Raw genomic sequence first — 24,459 nt, forward strand, 5'->3', positions numbered from 1 at the left:
GCGCATCATGACAGAGCAGGAGGTACCGCATGTCCCGAATGCACCGACATCTGCACGCACCCGCACCCTCCGCGAACCACGCGTCACACGCGTACTGAGGCGCACGGCATACGCCATCGGTCGGGTGCGTGTGCCGTGTGCTGACGTGGGCGGGTTCGGGGCGGCCCGCCGACCACAGGGGAAGATCGGCGGGCCGCTTCGCGGGCACCCACTTCGGGTGCGGCTGGTGGGGGGCGTCAGCCCAGGTGGGCGGCGTCGATCGCCGACTGGAGGCTCTGCTGGTAGGCCTCGCTCGTGTAGGTGGCACCGCTGACGACGTCGATCTGCGCCGACTGCGCGGCGAGCGCCTCCTGCCGGAGGGTCGGGGCTGCGCCGGCGCTGATCGACACGGACGTGCCGGAGCTGTCGGTCAGCTGGAGGGCGTGGACGTTGGTGATCTTCGTGCCCGTGAAGCTGACTCGCACCTGCACGGAGCCGTACTGCGTCCCGACGACGGCGCCGTCGACGGTGCCCGAGCGCGGGGCCGCGGGGGCTTTCTTGGCCGCGGCGGACGTCGCGGGACTGCTGGACGTCTTGGCGGCGCGGGAGGGCTTCGAGCTGCCGGACGGCTTCGGCGGCGCGGCGGCGACCGGGGTGCCGGCCTTGGCGGACGACAGGACGTGGACGCCCGTGACGGCGGAGTGCTTCGGCGCCAGGCCGGTGGCCCAGGACGCGCTGAGGGTGACGATGCCGGCCAGGCCGACGAGGGCGGTCGTTGCCTTCCTCACCAGGAGAACCTTTCGTCGTGGATGTGGGCCTTGGGGATGCCGCCCTCGAGGAGGCTGCGGTGGACGAGGTTCATCCAGCCGCCGGGGCCGCAGAGGTAGGCCTCGTGCCGGCGCAGCTCCGGGACGAGCTCGGCGAGCCGCTCGGCGTCGGGGACGGGCCTCCCGCCGGAGTGGTCGGGCGGCAGCCACGAGCCACCCACCGGCGGGCCCACGAGGAGGAGCAGCTGGTGGCCGCCGACGGCCGTGAGGTGCTCGAGCTCGTGCCGCAGCGCGAGCTGCGACTCGTCGTTGGCGCGGTAGACGACGGTGACGTCGCCGGGGCCGGCGTGACCGTGGCGCACGAGCTCCTCGAGGATCGAGCGGACCGGTGTGACACCGATGCCGGCGGCGAGGAGCAGGACACGGCGGCGGACGCGCTGGCGGGAGGTGAAGGCGCCGTAGGGGCCCTCGAAGAGGACGCGCGTGCCGGGTCGCAGGTGGGCCAGGCGGCTCGAGTGGTCGCCGAGCTCGCGCACCGTGATGCGCAGGCGGCGGCCGTCGGGCGCGCTCGAGATCGACCACGGGTGGGCGGTCGCGAGCAGGCGCGGGCTGACGAAGCGCCAGTTGAGGTACTGCCCGGCTCGCACCGGGAGGCGGTCGAGGTGACGGCCCTTCATCCACACGGACCAGACGCCGGGGGCCTCCTCGACGACCTCGGTGACGCGCAGGTCGTGGCGCAGGCTGCGGGCGACGGGGACGAGCACACGCCACCAGAGGACGCTGGCCGCGACGATGACGAAGAGGGTCCACCAGTAGGTGCGCACCCACTGCGAGGCGGTGAAGTCCGAGCCGACCGACAGCTCATGTGGCACCGCGAGGACGACGGCGGCATACGCGGTCAGGTGCACGAGGTGCCACCACTCGTAGGACAGGCGCCGGCGGGCGATGCTGACCGACGTCACCGCGATGACGACGAGCAGGGCCGTGGCGATGAAGGCGAAGAGGAGGTCGCTGCCACCGGTGAGGAGCCGGAACGACTCGACGACCGGAGCGAAGGGGCCGTGCAGGTCGTCGCGCGCGGCGTAGCCGAGGACGATGGCGCCGACGTGGACGAGCACGAGCGGCACGGTGATGCGGCCGAGGATGCGGTGCGCCTTGAGGGCCCGGTCCATCCCGTAGACACGGTCGATCCACGGCACGCGCGCGGCGAGGAGGAGCTGGATGAGCAGCAGGTCCATCGCGACGAGGCCGGTGAGGCGCCCGACGGCGATGAGCGTGGTGCCGCCCGTGCCGGCGACCAGGTCATGGCTGCCTCCGCCGAGGAGGAACTGCGCCACGACGGCGAGCAGGCTCGCGATGGCGAGGGTCTCGAGGAGGTCGCCGGTGCGGGCCTGCCAGCGGCGGAAGTCCGCGCCGGCGCGCAGGGCACGACGGACCCGGCTCGGGGTCCCACGGTGTGGTGCGATGGTGGTGCTCACGTAGACGATGGTGGTCACGTGATCTCAGAAAGTTATGAGACGGGAAGGGAAGGCTCGGGCCATGACCGCGTCGCCGATCCGCCCACGACTGCTGCTCGTCGAGGACGACCCCGACCTCTCGCAGATGCTCACCGAGCTGCTCGGCGAGGAGGGGTATGCCGTCACGGCCGTTCGTGACGGACAGGCGGGGCTCCACCGTGGCCTCGTCGACGACTGGGACGTGCTCCTCGTCGACCGCGGGCTGCCGGGCATCGAGGGGGTCGACCTCGTGACGCGCCTGCGCTCGCGGGGCCTGACGGCGCCGGTCCTCTTCCTGACGGCGCGAGGGACCGTGGCCGACCGCGTCGAGGGTCTCGATGCCGGCGCGCAGGACTACGTCGTCAAGCCCTTCGACGTCGACGAGGTGCTGGCGCGCCTGAGGGCCCTGCTGCGCCCGACGGGTGGCGCGGCCGGGGAGCTCGCCGTCGGCGGCCGACGGCTCGTCGTCGCGGAGCAGCGGGTCATCGGGGGTGACGGCGAGGTCATGCTGTCGGGCCGCGAGGCCCGCCTGCTCGAGACGCTGGCGCGCCGGCCCACGCGGGTCTTCACGCGGGACGAGCTGCTCGTCGCGGCCTTCGACAACGCCGACACGCTCGGCGCCGTCGACATGTACGTCTACTACCTGCGCCGCAAGCTCGGGAAGTCCGTCGTCGAGACCGTGCACGGGGTCGGCTACCGGCTCGGGGCCCCGTGATGGGTCGGCGCTCGCGAGCGGCCCTGGGGGAGGATGACCCGCTGCGGCGGGCCTCGCGGTCGGTGGCTCTCCGTGTCGGCGCCACGACGGCGCTCGTCGTGCTGCTCGCCATCATCGGCACGGCCGTGCTCTTCGATCGGCAGCAGCTCGCCGAGATCCGCGGGCGCACCGAGACCACGGCCCGGACGGCCGACGACGTCGTCGACGCGCCACCCGGGACGTGGCTCGTCAAGGTGACCGACTCCGGTCACGAGGCGACGCGGTCGATGCCGGCCGGGCTGGCAGCCGCGGCCTCGGCCGTGGATCCGGACGTGTCGGGGCCGACGAGCATCACCGCCGACGGGCGGTCGTGGCCGGCGTGGGTGGACCAACGCGAAGGGGTGCGCTACGTCGCGGTCTACGACATCCGCCTGCACACCGGCGAGGAGCAGCGACTGCTCGTGTCGACCGCGGCGGCCGGAGTGGTGGGGGTGCTCCTGGCTGCGCTGACCGGACTGTTGGCGGGGCGGCGCGCGGTGCGGCCGCTGGGCGAGGCGATGGAGCTGCAGCGCCAGTTCGTCGCCGATGCCTCACACGAGCTGCGCACGCCCTTGGCCGTCATCAGCACTCGGGCGCAGATGCTGCGCCGTCACGTGGCCGCGGATGCTGCCGCCGCCGGCGGCGGGGACTCCGCGGCGGTGCGCCGGCTGGCCGAGGTCGACCAGCTCGTCCACGACACCGAGGCCATGGCCGACGTCGTGTCCGACCTGCTGCTCTCGGCGCAGCTCGAGCACGTCGACGAGGTCGCGGAGCGGGTCGACCTGGGTTCCCTCGCCGCGGAGGTCGTCACGTCGCTCATGCCCTACGCCGCGGACCACGGGGTGACGCTCGTCGACGAGGCTTCGGAGGCTGGGGTCTGTGTCGTGGAGGGGGTGCGGCCGAGCCTACGTCGCTCGGTGCTGGCGCTCGTCGACAACGCGATCGCCCACTCCGAGAAGGGGACCCAGGTCGAGGTGCGGTCGAGTGTCGAGGACGGTCACGTGCGGGTCGACGTCGTCGACCACGGCGACGGGGTGGACGCCGCCGACGTCGAGCACCTGTCGAGACGCTTTTCCCGCGGTGGCAGCGGCGGCGGGTCAGGCGGTCGCCGCGTCGGTCTCGGGCTGGCGCTCGTGACCCAGATCGTCCGGTCGCACGGTGGCCGAATGGACGTGGCCGAGACCCCCGGTGGCGGAGCGACCTTCACGCTGCTCATCCCCGCTGCTGCCGCCGACTGAGCCGTCCGCCTGCAGGCTCGTCAGAGCTGGGTGAGGACCTGTTCGCCGATGTGGCGCATGCCTCGCAGTACGGCCCAGACCGTGAGGTGGTCGAGCGTCGTGCCGGGGGAGGGGTCCCAGTTGGCGACCGCGGCCCAGGTGATCGTCCGGTCGCCCGACGTCACGGCGCCGACGTCGGCCCGCACCCCGGCGTCCGTCCCGGTCTTGTTCCAGAACGTCGTCGGCAGGTCCAGCGAGGTGTGGTGGGCGATCGGGTCGAGGCCGCCCTGCTCGACGAGCGCCGAGCCGACCATGGACTGGTCGACGTTGGCCGAGAGCCACTGGCGCACGAGGCGATCCGCGTCGGGACCGGCGGCTGTGCCGGAGGCCAGGCGCGCCATGAGCTGGCTCAGCTCCGCCGCGCTGCCGGTCGACAACGTGGCGGGGTGGTCGGCGGCCCGGACGTCTCGGACCCGGTCGTGCAGGGCGGTTGCACGCAGGCCGAGGGACGTGGCGCGGGCCGCGACCTCGGCGAGCCCGACCCGCCTGAGCAGGACGTTGGTCGCGAGGTTGTCGGAGACGGCGCCCACGAGGGCCGCGACGTCGATGAGGGGAAGCGTCTCGACGGACAGGGTGTGCCACAGGCCGGAGTCGCCGACCCAGAGGTCGACCGAACGGGTGAGCGGCTCGTCGGGGGAGAGGTCGCCGGCGGCGATGAGCCGGGCCGTCTCCACGAGGAGCAGCACCTTGCCGACGGATGCCGTGCGCAACGGTGCGTCGGCACCCGCAGCAGCCAACGGCATTCCGGAGTCCAGCGGAGGCGTCGAGCGAGCTCTCCGATTCCCCTGTCCCGGCTCCATCACGCGGCGGACACACACCGACCAGGTGACGCCGCCGGCGTCGGGAAGGTCGAGCTCCATGTCAGCCAAGGGATCCGAGCCACTTGACGAGGGCGGCGTTGACCTGGTCCGGGGCTTCCTCGGTGAGGAAGTGGCCGGCGCCGGGGACCTTGACGTGGCGGTAGTCGCCGGGCACGAAGGCGCCCGACCCGTGGGTGGCGGCGGCGATGACGCAGCCGTCGTCGCTGCCCTGGAGCTGGAGCACCGGCACTCGGATCGCGTGGCGGATGCGGCGCATGAAGAGCGGACCGTCGGGGCGCACCGCCGAGCGGCCGAGCCAGCGGTAGTGCTCGGCGGCGGAGTGGGCCACGAAGGGGATCATCATGGCGTCGCCGTAGCGGGAGACGTCCTCGGGCGTGGGGAAGGTGCCGAAGGGTGAGGACCACGAGCGGAGGAGGTCCTCGACGTAGTCGTGCGACTTCGCCATCTCGCGCTCGGGGACGAAGGGCTTCTGCAGGCCCGCGATCCAGGACGAGGCGCGACGCTGCTTCGCGTTGGACCACATCGCGTGTCGCAGGATCCGGGGGTGCGGCATCGACACAGATGCGATGGCGCGGGTGACGTCGGGACGCAGGATCGGCATGCACCAGGCGATCCAGCCGCCGAGGCCCTGACCCATCACGACGGCGTCCTTCTCCCCGAGGGCACGGATGACGCTGGCTGCGTCGAGGGTTGCCATGTAGGTGTCGTAGCCCCGGGGGGGCTTGTCGGATCCGCCGTAGCCGCGGAGGTCCATGGCGGCGACGCGGTAGCCGGCGTCGGCCAGCGCGACCATCTGGTGGCGCCACGCGTACCAGAACTGCGGGAAGCCGTGCAGCATGAGGACGAGCGGCCCGTCTCCGAGCTCGGCGACGTGGAAGCGGGCGCCGTTGGCGGAGACGTAGCGGTGCTCCCAGGGGCCGTCGATGTTGACGAAGGCAGCGTCGACGGGCATGGGTGCTGTGGGCAGTCTCGGGTCAGGCGTCGCGCGACGAGTCGGGCGCGCCCGGGGTCGTGCCGTTGGTCGAGGGGGAGACGGGGGCGACCGGCGCGGGTGCGTCGGCGGGCGCCGTGGCCGGGAGGCCGGGGCGGTCCCACTCGGGGCGCGGAGCCGGCACGGTCGTGCCCGGGTGCTCGACCGCCGACCTGATCGCGTCGACCGTCTCCTGGGCCTCGGCGATCGTCAGGGCCGGGGTCGGGTCGACCGTCTTCATCTTGCGCACGCCGAAGTAGGCGAGCACGGCGGCGACAGCCAGCATGAAGAGGGTGACGATGAGGAAGCTGACCCATCGCGGCAGACCCAGCGCCTGGAGGCCCTCGGCGATCGTCGTGAAGAGGAAGTAGACGGAGTAGAAGACGATGACGGCTGCTCCGGCGAGCAGACCACCGCCCACTCCGGCCTTCTTGACCTGCACCGAGACCTCAGCCTTGGCCAGGGCGATCTCGCTGCGAACCAGCGTCGAGATGTCCTGTGTCGCGGACGCGACCAGCTGGCCGAGTGTCCGCTCCTGCCGGGGATCCGTGCTCATCGGCTCACTTCCTCGGTGATCGTCGGTGACTGCGCGGTCGCGCCTACCAGTGCAACCCTACTGCGCAGTCCCTACCCGAACGTGCACCGCGGGCACCATCACGCCGGATCGCGTCGTCCCTCGGTCTCGTAGACGTCCGGGACGCCGTCGTGGTCCCGGTCCGCGGTCTCGCGTGCCTCGACGAGCCGGTAGTGCCGGTTGCGCACGCGGAGCACGACGCTGGAGAGCAGCGCGGCGATGAGACTGCCGCAGAGGACGGCGAGCTTGACGTGGTCGTCGCGCTCCGAGCCGTTGCCGAAGGCGAGCTCCCCGACGAGCAGGCTGACGGTGAACCCCACGCCCGACAGCACCGAGAGTCCGAGGACGTCGGTCCAGGCGAGGTCTTCGTCGAGCTCGGCCCGGGTGAAGCGGGCGACGGCCCACGTGCCGCCGAGGACGCCGACGGTCTTGCCCACGACGAGTCCGACGACGACGCCGACGGCGGCGGCGTCGGTGAGTGCCGATCCGAACCCGCCGCCGACGACGGTCACGCCGGCAGCGAAGAACGCGAAGACCGGCACCGCGAAGCCGGCGGAGAAGGGCCGGATCCTGTGCTCGATGCGTTCGGCGAGCGAGTGGCGGTCGGGGTCGTCCTCGACCTCACGGTTGACCGGCACCAGGAGGCCGAGCAGGACGCCCGCCACGGTTGCGTGGACGCCGCTCGAGTGGACGAACACCCAGGCGACCAGGGCGGGGATCGCCAGGACGAGGGGGTGCGTGATCTTGCGCTTGAGGAGCAGGCGCCATGCGGCCAGTGGGACGGCAGCGGCAAGGAGCCAGAGGAAGCTGACCGTGTCGGTGTAGAAGACGGCGATGATCGTGATCGCGATGAGGTCGTCGACGACGGCGAGGGTCAGCAGGAACGAGCGCAGCCCGCTCGGCAGATGGGTGCCGATGACGGCGAGCACCGCCAGGGCGAACGCGATGTCGGTGGCGGTCGGGATGGCCCAGCCACGGAGTATGCCGCTGAGCTCGCTCGCGCTGTCACCCCGGCTCATCAGCGTGGCCGTGACGACGAACAGGATGGCCGGAAGTGCGACCCCGCAGACCGCTGCCGCAATCGGTAGCGCAGCCTTGCGACGGTCGGACAGGTCGCCCGCGACGAACTCGCGCTTCAGCTCGATGCCGGCGACGAGGAAGAACACGGCGAGCAGTCCGTCGGCCGCCCAGGTCCCGAGCGACAGGTCGAGGTGCAGGGCCGCCGGGCCGACGACGGTGTCACGCAAGGCCGCGTAGCCGTCGCGCCAGGGCGAGTTGGCCCAGACGAGGGCGGCGACGGCGGCGGCGAGGAGGATCGCCCCGCCGACGGTCTCGGCGCGCAGGAGGTCGGCGACATAGCGGGCCTCATGCCAGCTTCCGCGCCCCAGGAGCCGGTTGTCGGCGCTGTCCCGAGCCGATGTCGGCGGGTTCGTGGCGGGGTGCGGGTCGCTCACCTGGGGTCCCTTCGGGGGATGGGGCATGGACTGCCGACCAGACTTCCCGGCACACCATGGCCACTCGCGTCGTCGCCGTGAGCCTCCTCGATTCTAGCGAGGCGGCGGCCCCGGCCCGGGACGCGTTCCGGGTTGTCGGCCTTCGCGGCGGGGGACGCGGACAGACCGCGGCCGCGGCGCGGCGCCGCCGCAGCACGAAATGCCCTGCGCCACGGTCAAATCGGACTAATTAGACATCGGTGGATTCGGTCCGTTGGCGGCCGTAGATTGTGGCTCGGGAGGGGGGCTCCCACCTGGGTGAGTGTTATTTGGGGGTAGGGACGATGAACGACAAGCCAGCAGGTTGGTACTACGTCGGCGACGGCACGCTGCGCTACCGCGACGACTACGGGTGGACCGAGTACTACATGGATACCAAGGACCCGCGCGCCATGGACTGGCCGCCGCCGCAGCCGAAGACGCTGCTCCAGCAGCTGCGTGAGGACGAGGCCACGCTGTCCGCGGCAGCCGCGCACCGCGGCGCGCGGCTGCCGACGATCTTCGGCAGGCGGCGAAAGGCCGCCCAGTGACCCGAGGGCGTCATCGTTGGCCAAGGTGCCCGATTTGTCGACTTTTTGCCGCCGGACGGTCGATAATGCCGTGTGCCTGAAAGTCGGACGTGGAGGCGCCCACTGGGGTGCGACTTCTGGACACCCTTGGCGATCTGGAGCGTGTTCACCGCCGTGGGCGCGATCTTTCTCAGCATCGGCGCTTCCCAGCAGATTGCACTGGAGAGGACGTTGCCCGGGTACGAGGTGACGGCCCCGACAGGTGCGGCGCCCGGGTACTTCGGTGTGCTGGGCAACTGGGATGGCAACTGGTATCGATCCATCGTCGACCATGGCTACCCGCGTTCTCTACCCGTGGACGCAGAGGGCGCGGTCCAGCAGAACGAGTGGGCGTTCTACCCGACCTACCCGCTCGTTGTCCGGGCGGTGATGGCCGCAACTGGCCTCCCGTTCACCCAGGGCGCCTGGCTCGTCAGTCTCGTGTTCGGGGCTGCGGCCATGGTGGCGCTCTTCCACCTCGTCAGGGAGCGCATGGGTCGTTTCGGCGCAGGTGCGCTCGTGGCATGTGTGATGGCGTATGTGACGGCCCCGGTGCTTCAGGTCGCCTACACCGAGGGACTTGCGCTTCTCCTGGTCGTTCTGTTTCTGGCAGCCGTCCGACGACGACGACTCTCAGCTGCCGTCATGGTGGCCGTGGTGCTGAGCTTGACCCGGCCCATAGCGCTGCCCCTGGCGGTGGTCCTGGGGACCGTGCTGCTTCAGGACTGGCTCGCCCAGAGACGTGCCGGAGAGGGTGGACGCCCGCCAGTGAGAGCGATTCTGGCCACCGGTGCCGTCGTCGCGACGGTTGGTCTGTGGCCGCTCGTCGCCTGGGCGTTCACCGGTCGACCCAATGCCTTCTTCGAGACCCAGGCAGCGTGGCCCGTCAATCGCAACGGCCTCGGCGGGTGGATCGGCGACATGGTGCACCTGACACCCTGGGGCCAGGTCGGGATTCTCGTGGTCCTGTACGTGGCATGGGTGAGTCTGCGTCCCGGAACGCGGCTTTGGGGACGAGAGCTACAGGTCTGGTCGATCGCCTACCCCCTCTACCTGATCTTGGCCAGCCGTCCGAGCCCGAGCATCCTCCGATACCTCATGCTCACCATCGCTCCCTTGTGGCCGTTCCCCGGCATTGGTGCCGCCTACGCTCGTTGCCACCGCTGGGTGGCTCCGCTGCTCCTGAGCGGCTGCCTCACCATCGGTTTGGTGTCGCAGTACTACTGGGTCACTCGAGTCTTCGCCCTGACCGGTGACCCCGGCCAACAGCTCTTTCCGTGACCTGCACGCGATTGCGTGATTCCCGGACAGAAGTGAGATCTCGGACGTACGGTTCCGTGACGAAGCGCAATCAGGGGAGGGTCTCGTGATCTCTGTTCGGACCGCCGGCCGATTCGTCGTCGCCGGCGGCGGCAACACGATGCTCACGGCTGCCGTCACCAGCTTCTCTCGTCGTACCTCCTGCCGGTGGCGGTTGCATACACCCTGGGTTATGCCGCGGGCCTGATCCTCTCGGTGGTCACCGCCAGCCGCTTCGTCTTCCGGACTCGTCTCACTCCGGGGCGTGCCGCGGGTGTCTGCGTCGTCAACGTGCTGGCATACGGGTGCGGTCTGGCCGTCCTCACGGTGCTGCACCGCGCGGGGCTACCAGACGGACTGTCCGGGCTCACAGTCCTGGTCACCGCACCGATCAGCTTCTTCGGCGCGGCGGCAGTCTTCAACGAGGCCCGAGAGAGTCGCGGATCCTTCCGCGATTTGCCCGAACCGGGCACGCTTCACCCCTAGAGTCGGCGCGGAGGCGACACGCTGGACCTGGTGCTGGCGACGAATCGGTTGGGGGGGTCATGCACACCGATCACGGTGCTTCGCATCTGCGCTCGTTGACAAGCCTTCGCTTCGTCGCGGCACTGCTCGTCGTCATGTTTCACCTGGCGGTGTACGTGCCGAGCCTGCCACTGTTGGGACGGCTCATGGGGGCCGGCTTCGTGGGCGTGAGCTTCTTCTTCGTGCTGAGCGGATTCGTCCTCACGTACTCGTGGGACCTGGGCTCGGGGGCTACCCGGTTCTACCGTCGACGGCTGGCCCGGGTGTATCCGCTGCACCTGCTCTTCATCGTCGTGGCAGTCCTGCCCTTCAGTCCGGCCCCGCTCTGGTCCGCGCTTCCTGCCAACGCACTGCTTCTGCAGTCCTGGTCGCCTGACGATGCAGTCGCCCGGTCATTCACGGGCGTGTCGTGGTCCTTGTCGTGCGAGTTCTTCTTCTACGCCGTCTTCCCACTGCTCATCCCCTGGCTCTGGCGGGTGCGTCGTCCGCTTGCGCTTTCGTCGGTACTCGTGATGTTCGCACTGGCGGTCGGTGTGGCCTTGCAGGCCCTCAGGTCCGACTGGGGGCTGTGGCTCTTCCACCTGCCGGTCTTTCGAATCGTCGAGTTCGTCTGCGGGTCACTCGCTGCAATTGCCGTGCTGCGGGGGCGGGTCCCGAGACTCCGCGGTCGATGGGCCGCACTCTCAGTGCTTCTCTCGTACGTGGGGATCCTGGTGCTTCCTCTCGGCATCGGCTATCGCCTCGAGGACCGCTGGGCACTCACTTTGCTGATGGTTCCGAGCTTCACGTGTCTCATCCTCGCGTGTGCCCAGATGGACCTGTCTGGCGCGTCGTCACCGCTTCGAGGGCGAACGATGGTGGGCCTCGGTCAGTGGTCGTTCTGCATCTACATGGCACATCCGGTGGTCATCGCGTTGACCCTCCCGCTGCTCGCTCCTTCGACGCACGTTGCTTCCGTGCTGGCTTGCGTCCTCGTCCTCCTGACAGTCGTCGGCGTCTCATACCTGCTCCATGCGACCTTCGAGCAACCTCTTGAACGCCGGCTCAGGGGATCCGACCGAGGGCGCGTGTCCAGCGATGCGGGTCTGGCGCCGGACGTCGTGCCCCCGTCGCTCCAACGGCACGGGCCGTCCACCCTCGCACGGTCGCGGGGTCATCGAGACATTCCCCCGCACGGCTCTTCGCAGACGTCGAGTCCGGCTCAGCGAACTGGTTGACAGACGTCAACCGCGACGCAGAAGCACGTAGGGGCCCAGTGCCTCCCGCACGGTGTAGCCGCTGGCACGTGCCGCCCGCGCCGGAGGTGAATCCGCTACAGCCACGACGACGTCGGCCTGCCTGAAAGCGCGCGCGCCTGCCGTCGCATCTCCATCCATGAATGCGAGGTAAGCCGCCTGGTCGGCGTGATCGAACGCGTCGAGAGGATTGCTCACCCAGACCGTGGCGCCTGCTGCAGCCATCGACTCGGCCAGCGGCTCCGCGACGAGGACCACCTCGCCGCGCGTGGCCTGGACGAGCTGCGCCGCCGTCATGTCGTTCAGATGGAAGACCGGAGCCCTCATCGTCAACAGACCCGCGACCACGAGGATGCACGCAGCTGCCGTGGCTGCCGGGAGCACGCGGGACCGGCCGGGCGGCGGCAGGACGCGACGGGACGGACTCGCCAGCCCCACAGCCGCAGGGACGGCCAGGAACAGGACCAGCCAGATCCCGTGCCTGCCCGCGAGTGCGCTTGCTCCAGCAAGACCCAGCGTCGCGGCATATTCCCACAGGGGCCGACGATGACGAAATGCGATGTACGCCAACACGACCGAGGCGGCGATGAGCAACACATCCAAGGGGTTCGAGATGGTGGGCCGACTCCACATCCCCGAGTCGTCACTGGTCGCAGCTCCGCTGAAGACCCCCAGGTAGTAGCGCGGAGCGCGGAGGAGGCCGGGGTTGAGGCAGGTGGCAGCAGCTGAGGCCAGCCCCACTGCGACCGCCGTCCAGGGTTCGAGCGGCAGACGTGAGAACAGCAGGTAGCACCCGAGCACCGCGACGCCCACCAGGACGGCACCGTGCAGGTTGCCCCACAGTGCGACGAGCGGCACGGCCGCCCAGATCATCCTCGAGGGACGCTCGTGCTCTCGCCGAACCAGGACCAGGAGGGCGGCGTAGGGCACCAACGACAGCAGCTGCGCGCGCGCGATGAGCAAAGGCGCGGCCCCGCCGATGAGGACGAGACCCAGCATGATCGCAAGCCCCATCCCCGACGCACCCCGCCGACGCGCGGCTCCGACGAGCAGCCAGAGGCTGCAGGTGGCGGTCGCGACCTGAGCCGCGACGATGCCGACGCTGCCGCCGAGGTGAAGCAGCGAGAAGAGAATCTGGCCGAGAACCGTCGTGTTGACCCACTGCTCGGAGGGCGCCGCAGCGAACGGTACGCCCGTAGGGATCTCATGACCGGCGCGGATCGTGTCACCCAAGGCGGACAGCCACAGTGCATCGGAGCCGATGACGCAGACCCGGGCGACGACACACGCCACGAGGCCGAGGCCGACGACCGCGAGGATGGGAATCGGAGTGGATCTGCCTGCGCTCACGACGTTTCCACGCTCCATGGATCTCATCACGACAGACGGACCTGTGTCGTGGCCAGCCGTCGGCGCTCTGCCAGAACCGTGGCGATCGACGCGACCATCAGGATGACGGCAACCCAGAGGTAGGCGTAGGCCAGGAGCATCTGCGTGGTGGTCAACGGTCCACTGTCCGGAACAGTCCACATCGGAGCGACGTAGAACACGAGCGCGATGGCGACCGCAGAGACGATGTGTCGTCGATGGACGAGGACGACGAGCATCGGCACGACCCACACCCAGTGATGCGTCCACGATATGGGTGAGAGCAACAGCGTTGCACCCGCCAGGGCGAGCGCGACGCCCGCCCGGCTGCCACGCCGCGCTTGGAGGATCGCAGTCGACAGGGCGAGGGCGGCCGCGGCGGCGATGGCGCCCCACAGCACGACGTCAGGTGAGTTCGGTGCGATACGCGACACCAGCGACCTCACCGACTGGTTCACCGGTGAGAAGGCCAGGTCGCCGAAACGATCGAACTTGTCGAAGCCTCCCAACCAGTACCGTTGCGAGGAGCCTGATGCTGCAAGCCAGCCCACGGCCACGGTTGCCGCGCCGGTGGCGGTCGTGAGGCTCGCGCCACGCCAGTCGCGGCGAAGGACGAAGTAGAGGACGAAGATCGCCGGCGTGAGCTTGATCCCCGCCGCCAGCCCGATCAGGACACCCCGGAACCGGGCCGGCATGAGGAAGAGATCCGCCAGGACGAGCCCCATGAGGATGACGCCGATCTGGCCGAGGACCAGAGTGCGGACGACGGGCTCGAGTGCCAGGCCCGCGGCGCCCAGCAGGGCCGTCGTGGCCCAGCGGGCCTGGAGTGCTCTCCGGATGGCGACCAGGCTGACGACGTAGACGATGAGGGTCGCCGCGGTGAAGACCACCTTCGCCGCCGGCAGTCCCAGGAGGCCGAGGGGAACGAAGGCGGCGGCGGCGAATGGGGGGTAGTTGAAGGCGAGGACGCCAGGTCTTGACGCGTAGACGTCGACACCATCGAGAACAGACACCCCGCCGTAGTAGAAGTCAGTGAGATCGACGAAATTCCATGTGGCAGAAGCGTTCCAGCGAACGTAGAGGGCAGCGACGACGACCATCCAGCTGATCACTGCACCGGCGCCGTGCGGTCGTCGAAGGCCGTCCTTGGCTGCGATGAGCCTGCCGGCGGCAACCATCCGCGCCTCATTCCTGGTTGTCGTGGTCCGTCTGGACGTGCCGACGAAACATGGTGAAGAGCCCCAAGTGTGCGCGACGCAGTGCTCCAACGGTGCCATCTGCGCGTGTCCGAAAGGCGCAGATTGGGATGGTGTTGCAAAGTTTCAAGCATTTTCAAGACACGCTGTCGGCGCCCGCCTACTCTTCCGATCAGCGGGGGGCACATCGGGTGGCCCTGCATCACTGGGAGGAACCCTTCATCATGACCAAGATTGCTGCCAAGGTCCAGACGCTGCTCAACCAGGAGCGCGGCGCGACCGCCGTCGAGTACGGCCTGATGGTCGCCCTGATCGCTGTTGTGATCATCGCCGCCGTGTCCCTGCTCGGCAACAACCTGTCCACGACGTTCAACAACGTCGCCGGCAAGGTCTGAGCAATCACCACGGGTGCGAGGCCGGGGGTACGGCCTCGCACCCGTGACACGCTCGTGGGCGGGGGTCGCACGAGCACAACCGTCTTCGGACGTTGTCACACCACATGAAACACACCAGGGAGGAAACCAGAATGACCAAGCTTGCTGCCAGGATCCAGAGCCGACTGTCCTCGGAGCGTGGCGCGACCGCCGTCGAGTACGGCCTGATGGTCGCCCTGATCGCTGTCGTGATCATCGCCGCAGTGTCGCTGCTCGGCAACAACCTGTCCACGACGTTCAACAACGTCGCCAGCCAGGTCTGATTCTTCAGCTCAACGTCCGTGCCGGGGGGCAAGGGACGCAACCGAACAACATTGGGGAGGGCGGTCTGGCATGGCCAGAACTGAGCGCGGCGCATCAGCTGTGGAGTTCGCGATCGTCCTCCCCGTGCTGTTCTTGCTCATCGCGGCGATCGTCGACTTCGGCCGCGCGTACTTCTATCAGATCCAGCTGGCCAACTCGGCGCGTGAAGGCGCGCGGGCCGCTGCGGTCGGCACGCTGACGACGACCGAGATCCAGGACCGGGCGAAGGCGGGGATCGGGGGCATCCCCGTCGCAGACCTCAGCTTCCCGGGCATGGTGACCTGCGGCACCACCAACGCGTCCGTCACGGTGCAGGCGAGTTTCCAGTGGCTGGTCATGGGACCGGCGATCCGGATCGTCGGTGGCACCTGGGGTGCCGGCAACGTCCTCTCGTCGACGGCGGTGATGAAATGCGGCGGCTGAGCACGATGCGTGGCATGCGCCGGGACCGGGGCGCCACGGCCGTGGTCGCAGCGCTGGTCATCACGTTCGTCGCCATGCCCGCCATGGCCCTCAGCGTGGACATCGGCAACATCATGTTCGAGCGACGACAGGTCCAGAACGGGTCGGATTCCACGTCGATGGCACTGGCCCAGATGTGCGCCAACGACGCCACCACGTGCAACGCGACCACGAGCGTCACCGCGTTGAACACGCTCGCCAGTGCCAACGCGATCGACAACGCCTCGCAGCTGAACACCGCGATCGGAACCAACGGCCAGTGCGCCAGGCCTCCGACGGGGGTCACCTACGCCGGCATGCCGGTCTGCGCCTCGTCGTCGGCCACCGCGGCCCAAAAGACCGCTGCACTCAACAATCTCGGTCTGTGTCCTCCGTTGAGCGCCTACTACGTCTCTGGAGCCGGCAAGGACCTGGGCTACGTCGAGACCTACGTCCAGACGAAGTCGACTGCGTCTGACAACACTCTCCTGCCCAGCATCTTCTCGCAGGCGGTCACCGGCGGAACCAAGGACACTGCATGTGCTCGGGCTGCCTGGGGCCCGGGCGGTCCGGCTTCTCTCACAGTTCTGCCACTGGCGATGTCGGAATGCGACTGGGCGACCCAGGTCGGCTACCCCGGCGCAACCAACTATCCACCGGGCCCGTCCGGAGCGTGGCCCGGCTACTCCAACACCGACGCCCGACCGGACTGGCCGACCAGCGAGAACGCCGTCTACTCCAAGGGCAACGACACCACCTGCGACACCTCAAGCCCCGGTGGCACCGCTCCCGGTGGATTCGCCTGGCTCGACGGCCTCGTCGGCTCGTGCACGGGCGTCATCACAGACACCGCGTGGATCCACGGAGACACCGGTGCCGACGGTTGTGACGTATCCGTGTTCAACCCACTACGAGGCACTGTCATCTACGTCCCGGTCTTCGACTGCATGGCGCGCACGAATCTGGGCCGTGAGCCCATATCCACCGACAACTGCAGCGCAGGGTCGGGCAACAACACCTACTACCACATCTCGGGTTTCGCGGCGTTCTACCTCAGCGGGTGGCGCCTCACGAAGGGCAGCCAGGTCAGCGTCCGGCCCCCGAATGTGCTCTGCGGCTCGAGCAACTCCCAGCGGTGCCTTTCCGGCTGGTTCCTCAGGGACCTCATCCCGTCCGGGGATTTCGTCCCGTCCACGCCGACCAACCCGAACTACGGCATCACCATCGTGAAGCCTGCCGGCTGACGCAGCAGCAACACCATGAACATCTTCTCTGGGGGGATCTCAGCATGAACCGTCGCATTCTTGCCATCGTCGTGGCGCTGGCACTCGCCGTCGGAGGCGGCGCGCTCGTCATCATGTACGCCCGCAACGCCGACGCGCGAGCCATCGCCGAAGCCTCTCCCGCAACGGTCTGGGTGTCCCAGCAACCGGTTCCGGCGGGAACAACTCTCAAGGATGCCCAGCGGACTGGTCTCATCACGCAGACGTCGGTGAGCGCCAAGGCCGTCCCGGCAGGCGCGCTTCAGGAGATCAACGCGGACAACAACGCGCTCCTGGCCACGACCGACATCCCGGCCGGAGAGTACCTGCTGGCTGCTCGCTTCGGCACGACGCCGGCTGGCACCAAGGCCATCGAGGTCCCGACCGGGATGATGGCCGTCTCGCTGTCACTCACGGACCCGGCCCGGGTCGGGAAGTTCGTGACGCCGGGGTCGCACATCGCCCTGTACCAGTCCTACAAGATCAAGGACCTTCGGAACACGCCAGAGGCGAAGATCCTCAACGAGAACGACATCCACGGCACGAGCCTGTTGCTCCCGGACGTCCTGGTCATCGGCATGGGTGACGCGCCCCTCGCCGGACAGGCCGCCCAGCCCGCCACCGACGAGCAGCCGGCCACGGCGGCAGGCGCCAGCGGGAACTACCTCGTCACGGTCGCGATCAAGCCGACCGACGCTCCAGTGCTGATCCACGGCATCAACAACCGCCAGCTCTATGGAGCCCTCCGCGGCTCGGACGTGAAGATCGACCCCTCCCTCGAGGTCACCGACCTCCAGCTGCGGGATGCGGTGTCGGGACAATGACGATCCTCTGGGACTACGACCCGGGCGCGGCCGACACCTACCGCTTCGCCCTCGGGGGCGACGCCCTGCACCTCAACTCGGCGCCGCGGGTCAGCCGGGCGCTCGAAGAGGACCGGAGCCAGTCGCTCGTCGTCATCGGGCCCGACATCGATCTCGACTCTGCGTGCGAGCTGGCCGAGCGCGAGCGCATCGACCGGCCCGAGCTCGGCGTCATCCTGCTGCGTCACCGCCTCGACGTGACCGCGCTCGCGCAGGCGCTGCGCAGCGGCGTCCGCGAAGTCGTCCAGGCCGACGACCAGACGGCGCTCGCCGACGCCGTCCGCCGGTCCGTCGCACTGACGCAGCAGCTGAGCGGTCACGGCACCACGGTCGGCGGGCGTGACGGCAAGATCATCACGGTCTTCAGCGCCAAGGGCGGGGTGGGCAAGACGACGATGTCGACCAACCTCGCCGTCTACCTCGCCTCGATCGGAGCCAAGACGCTCCTCGTCGACCTCGACCTCATGTTCGGCGACGTCGCGATCAGCCTCCAGCTCCAGCCGCACGGGTCGGTGCGAGACGTGGTCGCCATGAGCGGCCACCTCGACGACCAGGGTGTGCAGTCCGTCGTCACCCGCCACGAGGAAAGCGGGCTCGACGTCATCGCAGCCCCGCCCGACCCGGCTGACGCCGATCGCGTCCCGTCGCACGTCGTCATCGAGCTGCTCCGGGTCGCCCGGGGACAGTACGACTACGTCCTCGTCGACACGCCGCCGTCCTTCACCGAGCACGTGCTCGCGGCCTTCGACGTCAGTGACCTCACGGTGCTCATCGCGACGCTCGACATCCCGGCCGTCAAGAACCTCCGCATCGCGATCAACACCCTCGACACGCTCGGCGCCTCGAGGGAGGCGCGGACCATCGTGCTCAACCGGTCCGACGCGAAGGTCGGGCTCAAGGCCGACGACGTCGAGGCCGCGCTCAAGGCGCCCATCTCGGCGAACGTGCCGAACAGCCTCACGGTCCCGGCCTCCGTGAACCGCGGTGTGGCGCTCGTCCTCGACGACCCGCGCAACCCCGTGTCACTGGCGATCCGCGACCTGGCCGACCAGGAGATCCGCCGCCGGTTCGGCGAGGACCTGCAGAACGGCGCCAAGCGCAGCTTCGGACTCTTCGGGAGCAAGAGATGAGCAACCTCGCCGACCGCCTCGAACGAGCCCGCCAGTCGACGCAGATCAACGAGCCCGCGCCGAGCACCAACGGCCAGGTCCGCATCACGAACGGCGCTGCGCCCGTGCGCCGCCGGGGAGTCGACCCCTTTGCCGGCGTCAAGGAGCGCGTCCACCAGGCCCTCGTCGCCTCGCTCGGCCCGCGCCTCTACGACCCCAACCTCAGCGAGAACGAACTCGCGTCACAGGTGCGCACCACGCTGCAGGAGGTCATCGACTCCGAGCAGACGCCGCTCTCGCACTCCGACCGCACCCGTATCGCCCAGGACGTCTCCGACGACATTCTCGGCCACGGTCCTCTGGAGCCCTACCTGCGGGATGCAGAGGTCTCCGAGATCATGGTCAACGGCGCGGAGGACATCTACATCGAGCGCGCCGGCAAGATCTTCCCCGTGGACGCGCGCTTCTCGGACGAGGCTCACCTGCGCCGGACCATCGACAAGATCGTCGGTCGCGTCGGTCGTCGTGTCGACGAGTCGAGTCCCATGGTCGATGCCCGTCTGCCTGATGGGTCGCGCGTCAACGCCGTCGTGCCGCCGATCGCTCTCGACGGGTCGATGCTGACGATCCGAAAGTTCTCGGCCGACCCGTTCACGGACCGCGACCTCATCTCGTTCGGCACGTTCACCGAGAACGTCCGCGACTTCCTCAGCGCCTGCGTCAAGGGCCGCCGCAACATCATCATCAGCGGCGGCACCGGATCGGGCAAGACGACGACGCTCAACGTCATCAGCTCCTTCCTGCCGCACGACGAGCGCATCGTCACCATCGAGGACGCTGCCGAGCTGCAGCTCCAGCAGCAGCACGTGCTGCGCCTCGAGGCGCGCCCAGCCAACATCGAAGGCCGAGGACTCGTCTCCATCCGCGAGCTCGTCAAGAACACCCTGCGTATGCGTCCCGACCGCATCATCGTCGGTGAGATCCGTGACGGCGCAGCGCTCGACATGCTCCAGGCCATGAACACCGGTCACGACGGCTCGATCACCACGGTCCACGCCAACACGCCCCGAGACAGCCTCGCTCGTCTCGAGACGATGGTCCTCATGGCCGGCGTCGACCTCCCCGTGCGCGCCATCCGCGAGCAGGTGGCGGGTGCCGTCGACCTCATCGTGCAGCAGTCTCGCCTCAAGGACGGCACGCGCCGGATCGTCGCGATCTCCGAGGTCGTGGGCATGGAGTCCGACGTCATCACCCTCCAGGACATCTTCACCTTCAACTACGGCGCCGGTCGTGACGAGAACGGCCGGTTCCTCGGGGGTCTCATGCCGACCGGCATCCGCCCGAAGTTCACCTCCGACCTCGCCGACGTGGGGGTCGAGCTGCCCGTCAACCTCTTCTCGCGGGCGGCACTGTGAGCTCTTCCGCTCGGCGTCTCCTCACCGGCCTCGCCGCCGTCGCCTTCGGCCTCGTCGTCCTGCCTGCTGGCGCAGCCAGGGCCGACGACGTCTCGGTCGGCCTCAGCAACGTCAAGGCGACCTCGTCCGGTTCGGACTCGACCGTCACCGGCGTCATCACGCTGCGCAGCAAGGAGGACGTGCAGCTCGACCCCAAGACGCTCAAGCTCAAGGTCGACGACGAGCCGTTCCCCGCGACCGTCAAGCAGGCCGCCAAGCTGGACCGCCGCGCGATGCTCGTCATCGACACGAGCGGCTCGATGGGCGCCCAAGGCATGTCGACGGTCCGCAAGGCGTCCGCGACGTACCTCAAGACGGTACCGGCTGACGTGAAGGTCGGCGTCGCCTCCTTCGCCAACACCGCGGGCGTCGACCTCGCGCCGACCGTCGACCGCGCCGCAGCCCAGCGCGTCATCGACGGCCTCGACTCGCGCGGTGACACGAGCCTGTATGCCGCCATGCAGAGCGCCGCTGCCGCGCTGAGCGGGACGGGCGATCGCAGCATCGTGCTCCTCAGCGACGGTGCCGACACCGTGGCCGACAACAAGGCTCTCGCCCTGACCAACGCCGTCGCGAAGCTCAAGGCCGGCGGCATCCGCGTCGACGTCGTGCGTTTCAACACGAACGACCCCGAGGCGACGAAGGCACTTCAGGCGTTTGCCGACACCAACGGTGGGACCGTCGTCGCGGCAGACAACACTGCCGGTGTCAGCGCGGCATTCGCAGCGTCGGCGCAGGCGCTTGACCGTCAGGTCCAGTTCTCCTCTGCGATCCCCAAGCCGCTCAACGGTCCCCACCGGTACGAGATCTCCGGTGTCGCCGGCAGCACCCCGTTCGGTTTTGCCCGGGACGTGACCTTCACGGCGCCGGCTACAGCAGCGAAGCCCGCGGGTGGGTCGACGCCGGCACCGGTCGCGGCGCTGGAGCCCCAGGCCGCGGGCGTCAGCCTGGGCCCGGTGCCCATCACGGACCGCACGCCTCTCATCGCCGGCGGACTGCTCGCACTGGCCCTCTTCGTCGTGCTCTCGACGTCGCTCATGCCGACGCTCCAGACCAAGCGCGAGCGCCGCGTCGCCTCGATCGACTCCTACGTCGTCGGGGACGCCGTGACGCTCTCCCGCCAGGAGATGAAGGCGGCGCAGAGCACCATCACCGCGCAGCTGCTCGACATGGGCGACCGCGTCATGAAGGACCGCAAGGCGACGAGCAAGACGATGGCCCTCATCGAGCGAGCCGACCTGCCCTTCCGGGCGGGGGAGTGGCTCATTCTCCGCCTGGTTGCGGTCATCGTGGGCGCGGCAGTCGGCCTGGTCCTCGGTGGGCAGGCCAAGCTCGTCGGGCTCATCTTCGGCGTCGTCCTGGGCGTCATCATCATGCCCGTGGGCCTGCGCTACGCGGCCTCACGCCGGGCCCGCAAGTTCGAGGCACAGCTGCCCCAGATCCTGCTCCTCATCTCGACGAGCCTCCGCAGTGGTTTCGGACTGCCCCAGGCCCTCGACGCCGTGGCCCGGGATGCCGCCGAACCTGCTGGCAAGGAGTTCAGCCGAGCCTTGGCAGAGACGCGCATCGGTACCGACATCTCGGATGCCCTCGAGCGAGTGGCGGACCGCATGGAAAGCACGTCGATGCACTGGACCGTCATGGCGATCCGCATCCAGCGCGAAGTGGGTGGCAACCTCGCCGACACGCTCCGGACCACGGCCGGCACGCTCCGCGAGCGCGAGTCGCTGCACCGGCAGGTCGCGGCCCTCTCCGCCGAGGGACGGCTCTCGGCCTACATCCTCGTGGCGCTGCCGATCTTCATCTTCATCTACATGACGAAGGTCAACTACGAGTACGTCAGTCTGCTGTGGACGACGACGGTGGGCATGTTCATGTGTGTGGGTGGACTCATCTCGCTCGGTGTCGGCATCGTCTGGATGCGGCAAGTCGTGAAGATCGAGGTGTGATGTGAACCTGAACCCCGTCTACGTCGCCGCAGGCCTCATGGCCATCGGAGTCCTCGTGGCCGTGCTGAGCCTCAGCTTCAGTGGCGGAGAACCCCGTGGCGTGGCCAAGTCCCTCATGCTCATCGACGCCTCGGTCGACCGTCGTGAGGTCGTCACGACCGACCTGGCGGCCAAGGACCGGCTGGTGGCACCCATCCTCGAGCGCACGAAGGGCCTGGCCCGAGCGCTGTCGCCCGGAGGTGCTGACGACCGTTACACGAAGCTTCTCGACCAGGCCGGCAACCCCGCGGGCTGGACCGTAGAGCGCATCCTCGGCCTCAAGGGCGCCGCCCTCCTGATCGGTATCGTCCTCGGGGCCTTCTACGGCAAGTTCCAGCTGCCCAATGCCCTCCTTTTCGCCGTGATCGGCGGTGCCGCTCTCTTCTTCCTCCCCGACCTGCTCATGAAGAATGTCGCCCTGCGCAGGCAGGAGGAGACGAGCAAGAGCCTGGCCGACGCTCTCGACATGCTCAGCGTGTGCGTCGAGGCCGGTCAGGGCTTCGACTCGGCGCTGCTCCAGGTGGCCCGCAACGTCAAGGGCCCCATCTCCGGAGAGTTCGCCCGCGTCCTGTCCGAGATCCAGATCGGCAAGTCGCGCGGCGAGGCCTTCAGCTCCATGGGCGACCGCGTCACGCTGCCCGAGGTGAAGAACTTCATCACCGCCCTGGTCCAGGCCGACCGTCTCGGTCTGCCCATCGCGGGGGTCCTGCGCGAGCAGACCGTCAACATGCGCCTCGTCCGTCGCCAGAAGGCTGAGGAGAAGGCCCAGAAGGTCACCATCAAGATCCTCTTCCCGCTGATGTTCTGCATCCTGCCGGCGCTCTTCATCGTCATCATCGGCCCGGGCGGCATCCGCATGATGCAGGCCTTCAGCGGCGGCTGATCGACACCGTGGCCGTCGTCACGGACTCGAAGGCGGGTGCGGCCCAACACCTCGGGTCGAGCTCGCCGTCGGGACGGCTCGGATGGGTCCTGCCGTCCCTGGTCCTGGCTCTCTTCGCCCTCAAGCCTCTCGGGCCGGTCAAGGACCCTGACGCGTACTGGCACGTCGTTGCGGGCGAGCACCTCGTGCAGACAGGGCAGTTCGTCCTCGACGACCCCTTCGGAGCTGCGGCCGACAAGGTGTGGATCCTCAACCAGTGGGTGCCGGAGGTGCTCATGCACTGGGTGCACGCGGCATACGGCCTCCCTGGTGTGGCGTGGCTGCTCTGCCTCGGCTCGTTGCTCGTCGGCGTCGCTGTGTACGCCGCGTGCGGGCGTCGTTCGTCAGCCCTCGTCTCGGCCGTCGTTCTGGCGGTGACCTTCGTCGCCCTGAGCGGGAGCCTCTCGCCCCGACCCCAGCTCGTCACGTTCGCTCTGGCCGCGGCCACGACGAGCACGTGGATCCTGACCCGCGAGGACGGACGTGCCCGGTGGTGGCTCGTGCCGCTCACGTGGCTCTGGGCGTGCAGCCACGGCATGTGGTTCATCGGCCCCGTCCTCGGTGGAGTTGTCGTGCTCGGGATGTTCCTCGAGCGACGCCTTTCGCTCGGCGAGGCGGCGCGGCTCGCCGTGGTGCCGGCGCTCTCGGTCGGCGTCGCGGCTCTGACGCCCGTGGGGCCGCGACTCTTCACCTCGCCGTTCCAGGTGGGTGGTGTGACCGGGATGATCAGCGAGTGGCAGCCACCACACCTGACTGACCCGGGCCTCGCCGCCGCGCTGCTGCTCGTGGTCGTGGTGGTCGTCGACCAGGTCGTGCGGCGCAGCGAGGAGTGGACGATCGCGCTCCTCACCGTCGTCGCCCTGCTGCTCGCCGTGACGTGGTCGCGCACCACAGGGCTGGCCGCAGTTGTCCTGGCGCCCTTGGCAGCCATGGCGATCCAGCGGGTGACCCGACAGGCGGTCCCCGACGTCCCGCGCCGTGAGCGGGTCGCGGTGCTGGTCTCGGGAGTCGCGAGCCTCGTGCTGGCGGGCCTCGTCGCTCCCGCGGCCGCGGCCTCGCCGGGGATCGGACCGAATGGGCTGGACGCCGCACTCGACCGGCTCCCGGCCGGCACGGTCGTCTGCAACGACCAGACGGACGGCGGGTGGCTCATGCTCCGGCATCCCGGCCTGCGTCCCACCATGGACACGCGGGTCGAGCTCTACACCGTCGAGCGCATCAGGGCCTATCTCGTCTTCGTCGCCGGGGAGCCCGGCTGGCAGGACTACGCCGTGCAGGTCGGCTGCACGTATGCCGCGTTGCCGGCAGATGCTCCCGTCGTGGCCGCGATGCGGGCCGCCGGGCAGTGGACGATGGTGGAGCAGAGCGGTGGCTATCTCGTGCTCGAACTGACGCACTAGCG

24 protein-coding genes are annotated in these 24,459 nt (G+C 69.2%); 16 read left to right on the plus strand and 8 right to left on the minus strand.

Annotation, left to right across the window (positions count from 1 at the left end; genetic code table 11):
• Positions 1-236: 236 nt before the first annotated feature.
• Both NR112_RS18365 and NR112_RS18370 read right to left on the minus strand, forming a co-directional pair.
• Positions 237-767: an FMN-binding protein gene (locus NR112_RS18365; protein ID WP_256795734.1), complete on the minus strand. Its 531-nt coding sequence runs from the start codon at positions 765-767 to the stop codon at positions 237-239.
• Positions 764-2,224 (minus strand): ferredoxin reductase family protein, encoded by a 1,461-nt coding sequence (locus tag NR112_RS18370; protein WP_256795735.1) that lies wholly within the window; start codon positions 2,222-2,224, stop codon positions 764-766. The genes NR112_RS18365 and NR112_RS18370 overlap by 4 nt, the downstream gene beginning before the upstream one ends.
• A 61-nt stretch (positions 2,225-2,285) precedes the next feature.
• On the opposite strand from NR112_RS18370, the gene NR112_RS18375 reads away from it, so the two are divergent.
• Entirely contained in the window at positions 2,286-2,957 is a 672-nt protein-coding gene (locus NR112_RS18375) for a response regulator transcription factor (protein WP_256795736.1), read from the plus strand.
• Between the two features lie 62 nt (positions 2,958-3,019).
• A complete protein-coding gene (locus tag NR112_RS18380) occupies positions 3,020-4,213 on the plus strand; it encodes a HAMP domain-containing sensor histidine kinase (RefSeq protein ID WP_256795737.1) in 1,194 nt (397 codons plus the stop codon).
• Between the two features lie 20 nt (positions 4,214-4,233).
• Here the strand turns inward: NR112_RS18380 and NR112_RS18385 are convergent, their stop codons facing one another.
• The 4 genes from NR112_RS18385 to nhaA all read right to left on the minus strand — a co-directional run bounded on the left by NR112_RS18385 (position 4,234) and on the right by nhaA (position 8,071).
• Complete coding sequence (locus NR112_RS18385; RefSeq protein ID WP_256795738.1) at positions 4,234-4,995, minus strand: serine hydrolase; 762 nt, start codon at positions 4,993-4,995, stop codon at positions 4,234-4,236.
• A 118-nt stretch (positions 4,996-5,113) separates the two neighbouring features.
• Positions 5,114-6,025 carry an alpha/beta fold hydrolase gene (locus NR112_RS18390; protein WP_256795739.1) on the minus strand — a complete coding sequence of 304 codons (912 nt, stop codon included), beginning with the start codon at positions 6,023-6,025 and terminating at the stop codon, positions 5,114-5,116.
• Positions 6,026-6,047: 22 nt separating this feature from the next.
• Entirely contained in the window at positions 6,048-6,599 is a 552-nt protein-coding gene (locus NR112_RS18395) for a phage holin family protein (RefSeq protein WP_256795740.1), read from the minus strand.
• A gap of 98 nt (positions 6,600-6,697) precedes the next feature.
• Positions 6,698-8,071: a Na+/H+ antiporter NhaA gene (nhaA, locus tag NR112_RS18400; RefSeq protein ID WP_256795741.1), complete on the minus strand. Its 1,374-nt coding sequence runs from the start codon at positions 8,069-8,071 to the stop codon at positions 6,698-6,700.
• A gap of 323 nt (positions 8,072-8,394) precedes the next feature.
• On the opposite strand from nhaA, the gene NR112_RS18405 reads away from it, so the two are divergent.
• From NR112_RS18405 to NR112_RS18420, 4 genes are all read left to right on the plus strand, one after another.
• Entirely contained in the window at positions 8,395-8,640 is a 246-nt protein-coding gene (locus NR112_RS18405; RefSeq protein ID WP_256795742.1) for a hypothetical protein, read from the plus strand.
• A gap of 141 nt (positions 8,641-8,781) precedes the next feature.
• Positions 8,782-9,939, plus strand: coding sequence for a hypothetical protein (locus tag NR112_RS18410; protein WP_256795743.1), 1,158 nt, complete (start codon positions 8,782-8,784; stop codon positions 9,937-9,939).
• Between the two features lie 186 nt (positions 9,940-10,125).
• Positions 10,126-10,443: a hypothetical protein gene (locus tag NR112_RS18415; RefSeq protein ID WP_256795744.1), complete on the plus strand. Its 318-nt coding sequence runs from the start codon at positions 10,126-10,128 to the stop codon at positions 10,441-10,443.
• 59 nt (positions 10,444-10,502) lie between these two features.
• Entirely contained in the window at positions 10,503-11,699 is a 1,197-nt protein-coding gene (locus tag NR112_RS18420; RefSeq protein ID WP_256795745.1) for an acyltransferase, read from the plus strand.
• A 6-nt stretch (positions 11,700-11,705) separates the two neighbouring features.
• Here the strand turns inward: NR112_RS18420 and NR112_RS18425 are convergent, their stop codons facing one another.
• Positions 11,706-13,085 carry a hypothetical protein gene (locus tag NR112_RS18425; protein ID WP_256795746.1) on the minus strand — a complete coding sequence of 460 codons (1,380 nt, stop codon included), beginning with the start codon at positions 13,083-13,085 and terminating at the stop codon, positions 11,706-11,708.
• An 8-nt stretch (positions 13,086-13,093) separates the two neighbouring features.
• Complete coding sequence (locus NR112_RS18430) at positions 13,094-14,185, minus strand: glycosyltransferase 87 family protein (RefSeq protein WP_256795747.1); 1,092 nt, start codon at positions 14,183-14,185, stop codon at positions 13,094-13,096.
• A gap of 320 nt (positions 14,186-14,505) precedes the next feature.
• Between NR112_RS18430 and NR112_RS18435 the strand changes: the two genes are divergently transcribed.
• From NR112_RS18435 to NR112_RS18480, 10 genes are all read left to right on the plus strand, one after another.
• Positions 14,506-14,676, plus strand: coding sequence for a Flp family type IVb pilin (locus tag NR112_RS18435; RefSeq protein ID WP_256795748.1), 171 nt, complete (start codon positions 14,506-14,508; stop codon positions 14,674-14,676).
• A gap of 131 nt (positions 14,677-14,807) precedes the next feature.
• On the plus strand, positions 14,808-14,978 hold the full coding sequence (locus NR112_RS18440; RefSeq protein WP_256795749.1) for a Flp family type IVb pilin: 171 nt from the start codon (positions 14,808-14,810) through the stop codon (positions 14,976-14,978).
• A gap of 70 nt (positions 14,979-15,048) precedes the next feature.
• Positions 15,049-15,441 (plus strand): TadE/TadG family type IV pilus assembly protein, encoded by a 393-nt coding sequence (locus NR112_RS18445; protein ID WP_256795750.1) that lies wholly within the window; start codon positions 15,049-15,051, stop codon positions 15,439-15,441.
• Between the two features lie 14 nt (positions 15,442-15,455).
• Entirely contained in the window at positions 15,456-16,703 is a 1,248-nt protein-coding gene (locus tag NR112_RS18450; RefSeq protein ID WP_256795751.1) for a pilus assembly protein TadG-related protein, read from the plus strand.
• Positions 16,704-16,747: 44 nt separating this feature from the next.
• Positions 16,748-17,545 (plus strand): Flp pilus assembly protein CpaB, encoded by a 798-nt coding sequence (locus tag NR112_RS18455; protein ID WP_256795752.1) that lies wholly within the window; start codon positions 16,748-16,750, stop codon positions 17,543-17,545.
• Positions 17,542-18,714 carry an AAA family ATPase gene (locus NR112_RS18460; RefSeq protein WP_256795753.1) on the plus strand — a complete coding sequence of 391 codons (1,173 nt, stop codon included), beginning with the start codon at positions 17,542-17,544 and terminating at the stop codon, positions 18,712-18,714. Before NR112_RS18455 ends, NR112_RS18460 begins: the two co-directional genes overlap by 4 nt.
• Positions 18,711-20,108 carry a CpaF family protein gene (locus NR112_RS18465; protein WP_256795754.1) on the plus strand — a complete coding sequence of 466 codons (1,398 nt, stop codon included), beginning with the start codon at positions 18,711-18,713 and terminating at the stop codon, positions 20,106-20,108. The genes NR112_RS18460 and NR112_RS18465 overlap by 4 nt, the downstream gene beginning before the upstream one ends.
• Positions 20,105-22,096, plus strand: coding sequence for a type II secretion system F family protein (locus NR112_RS18470; RefSeq protein WP_256795755.1), 1,992 nt, complete (start codon positions 20,105-20,107; stop codon positions 22,094-22,096). The genes NR112_RS18465 and NR112_RS18470 overlap by 4 nt, the downstream gene beginning before the upstream one ends.
• Position 22,097: 1 nt before the next feature.
• The gene (locus NR112_RS18475; RefSeq protein WP_256795756.1) at positions 22,098-23,018 is read left to right on the plus strand and encodes a type II secretion system F family protein; all 921 of its coding nucleotides are present in this window, start codon (positions 22,098-22,100) and stop codon (positions 23,016-23,018) included.
• A gap of 8 nt (positions 23,019-23,026) precedes the next feature.
• The gene (locus tag NR112_RS18480) at positions 23,027-24,457 is read left to right on the plus strand and encodes a hypothetical protein (RefSeq protein ID WP_256795757.1); all 1,431 of its coding nucleotides are present in this window, start codon (positions 23,027-23,029) and stop codon (positions 24,455-24,457) included.
• The last annotated feature ends 2 nt before the right edge of the window (positions 24,458-24,459 follow it).

The sequence above is a fragment of the Terrabacter sp. Ter38 genome (assembly GCF_024519435.1).
In the GTDB taxonomy this organism is placed as follows: Bacteria; Actinomycetota; Actinomycetes; order Actinomycetales; family Dermatophilaceae; genus Terrabacter.

Bases quoted from the DNA above. Each gene is read 5' to 3' on its own strand.
- NR112_RS18455 (WP_256795752.1), top strand. From the start codon at position 16,748: ATGAACCGTCGCATTCTTGCCATCGTCGTGGCGCTGGCACTCGCCGTC.
- NR112_RS18420 (WP_256795745.1), top strand. From the start codon at position 10,503: ATGCACACCGATCACGGTGCTTCGCATCTGCGCTCGTTGACAAGCCTT.
- NR112_RS18390 (WP_256795739.1), bottom strand. From the start codon at position 6,025: ATGCCCGTCGACGCTGCCTTCGTCAACATCGACGGCCCCTGGGAGCAC.
- NR112_RS18425 (WP_256795746.1), bottom strand. From the start codon at position 13,085: ATGGAGCGTGGAAACGTCGTGAGCGCAGGCAGATCCACTCCGATTCCC.
- NR112_RS18450 (WP_256795751.1), top strand. From the start codon at position 15,456: ATGCGCCGGGACCGGGGCGCCACGGCCGTGGTCGCAGCGCTGGTCATC.
- NR112_RS18430 (WP_256795747.1), bottom strand. From the start codon at position 14,185: ATGGTCGTCGTCGCTGCCCTCTACGTTCGCTGGAACGCTTCTGCCACA.
- NR112_RS18440 (WP_256795749.1), top strand. From the start codon at position 14,808: ATGACCAAGCTTGCTGCCAGGATCCAGAGCCGACTGTCCTCGGAGCGT.
- NR112_RS18385 (WP_256795738.1), bottom strand. From the start codon at position 4,995: ATGCCGTTGGCTGCTGCGGGTGCCGACGCACCGTTGCGCACGGCATCC.
- NR112_RS18395 (WP_256795740.1), bottom strand. From the start codon at position 6,599: ATGAGCACGGATCCCCGGCAGGAGCGGACACTCGGCCAGCTGGTCGCG.
- NR112_RS18445 (WP_256795750.1), top strand. From the start codon at position 15,049: ATGGCCAGAACTGAGCGCGGCGCATCAGCTGTGGAGTTCGCGATCGTC.
- NR112_RS18460 (WP_256795753.1), top strand. From the start codon at position 17,542: ATGACGATCCTCTGGGACTACGACCCGGGCGCGGCCGACACCTACCGC.
- NR112_RS18465 (WP_256795754.1), top strand. From the start codon at position 18,711: ATGAGCAACCTCGCCGACCGCCTCGAACGAGCCCGCCAGTCGACGCAG.
- NR112_RS18405 (WP_256795742.1), top strand. From the start codon at position 8,395: ATGAACGACAAGCCAGCAGGTTGGTACTACGTCGGCGACGGCACGCTG.
- NR112_RS18375 (WP_256795736.1), top strand. From the start codon at position 2,286: ATGACCGCGTCGCCGATCCGCCCACGACTGCTGCTCGTCGAGGACGAC.
- NR112_RS18435 (WP_256795748.1), top strand. From the start codon at position 14,506: ATGACCAAGATTGCTGCCAAGGTCCAGACGCTGCTCAACCAGGAGCGC.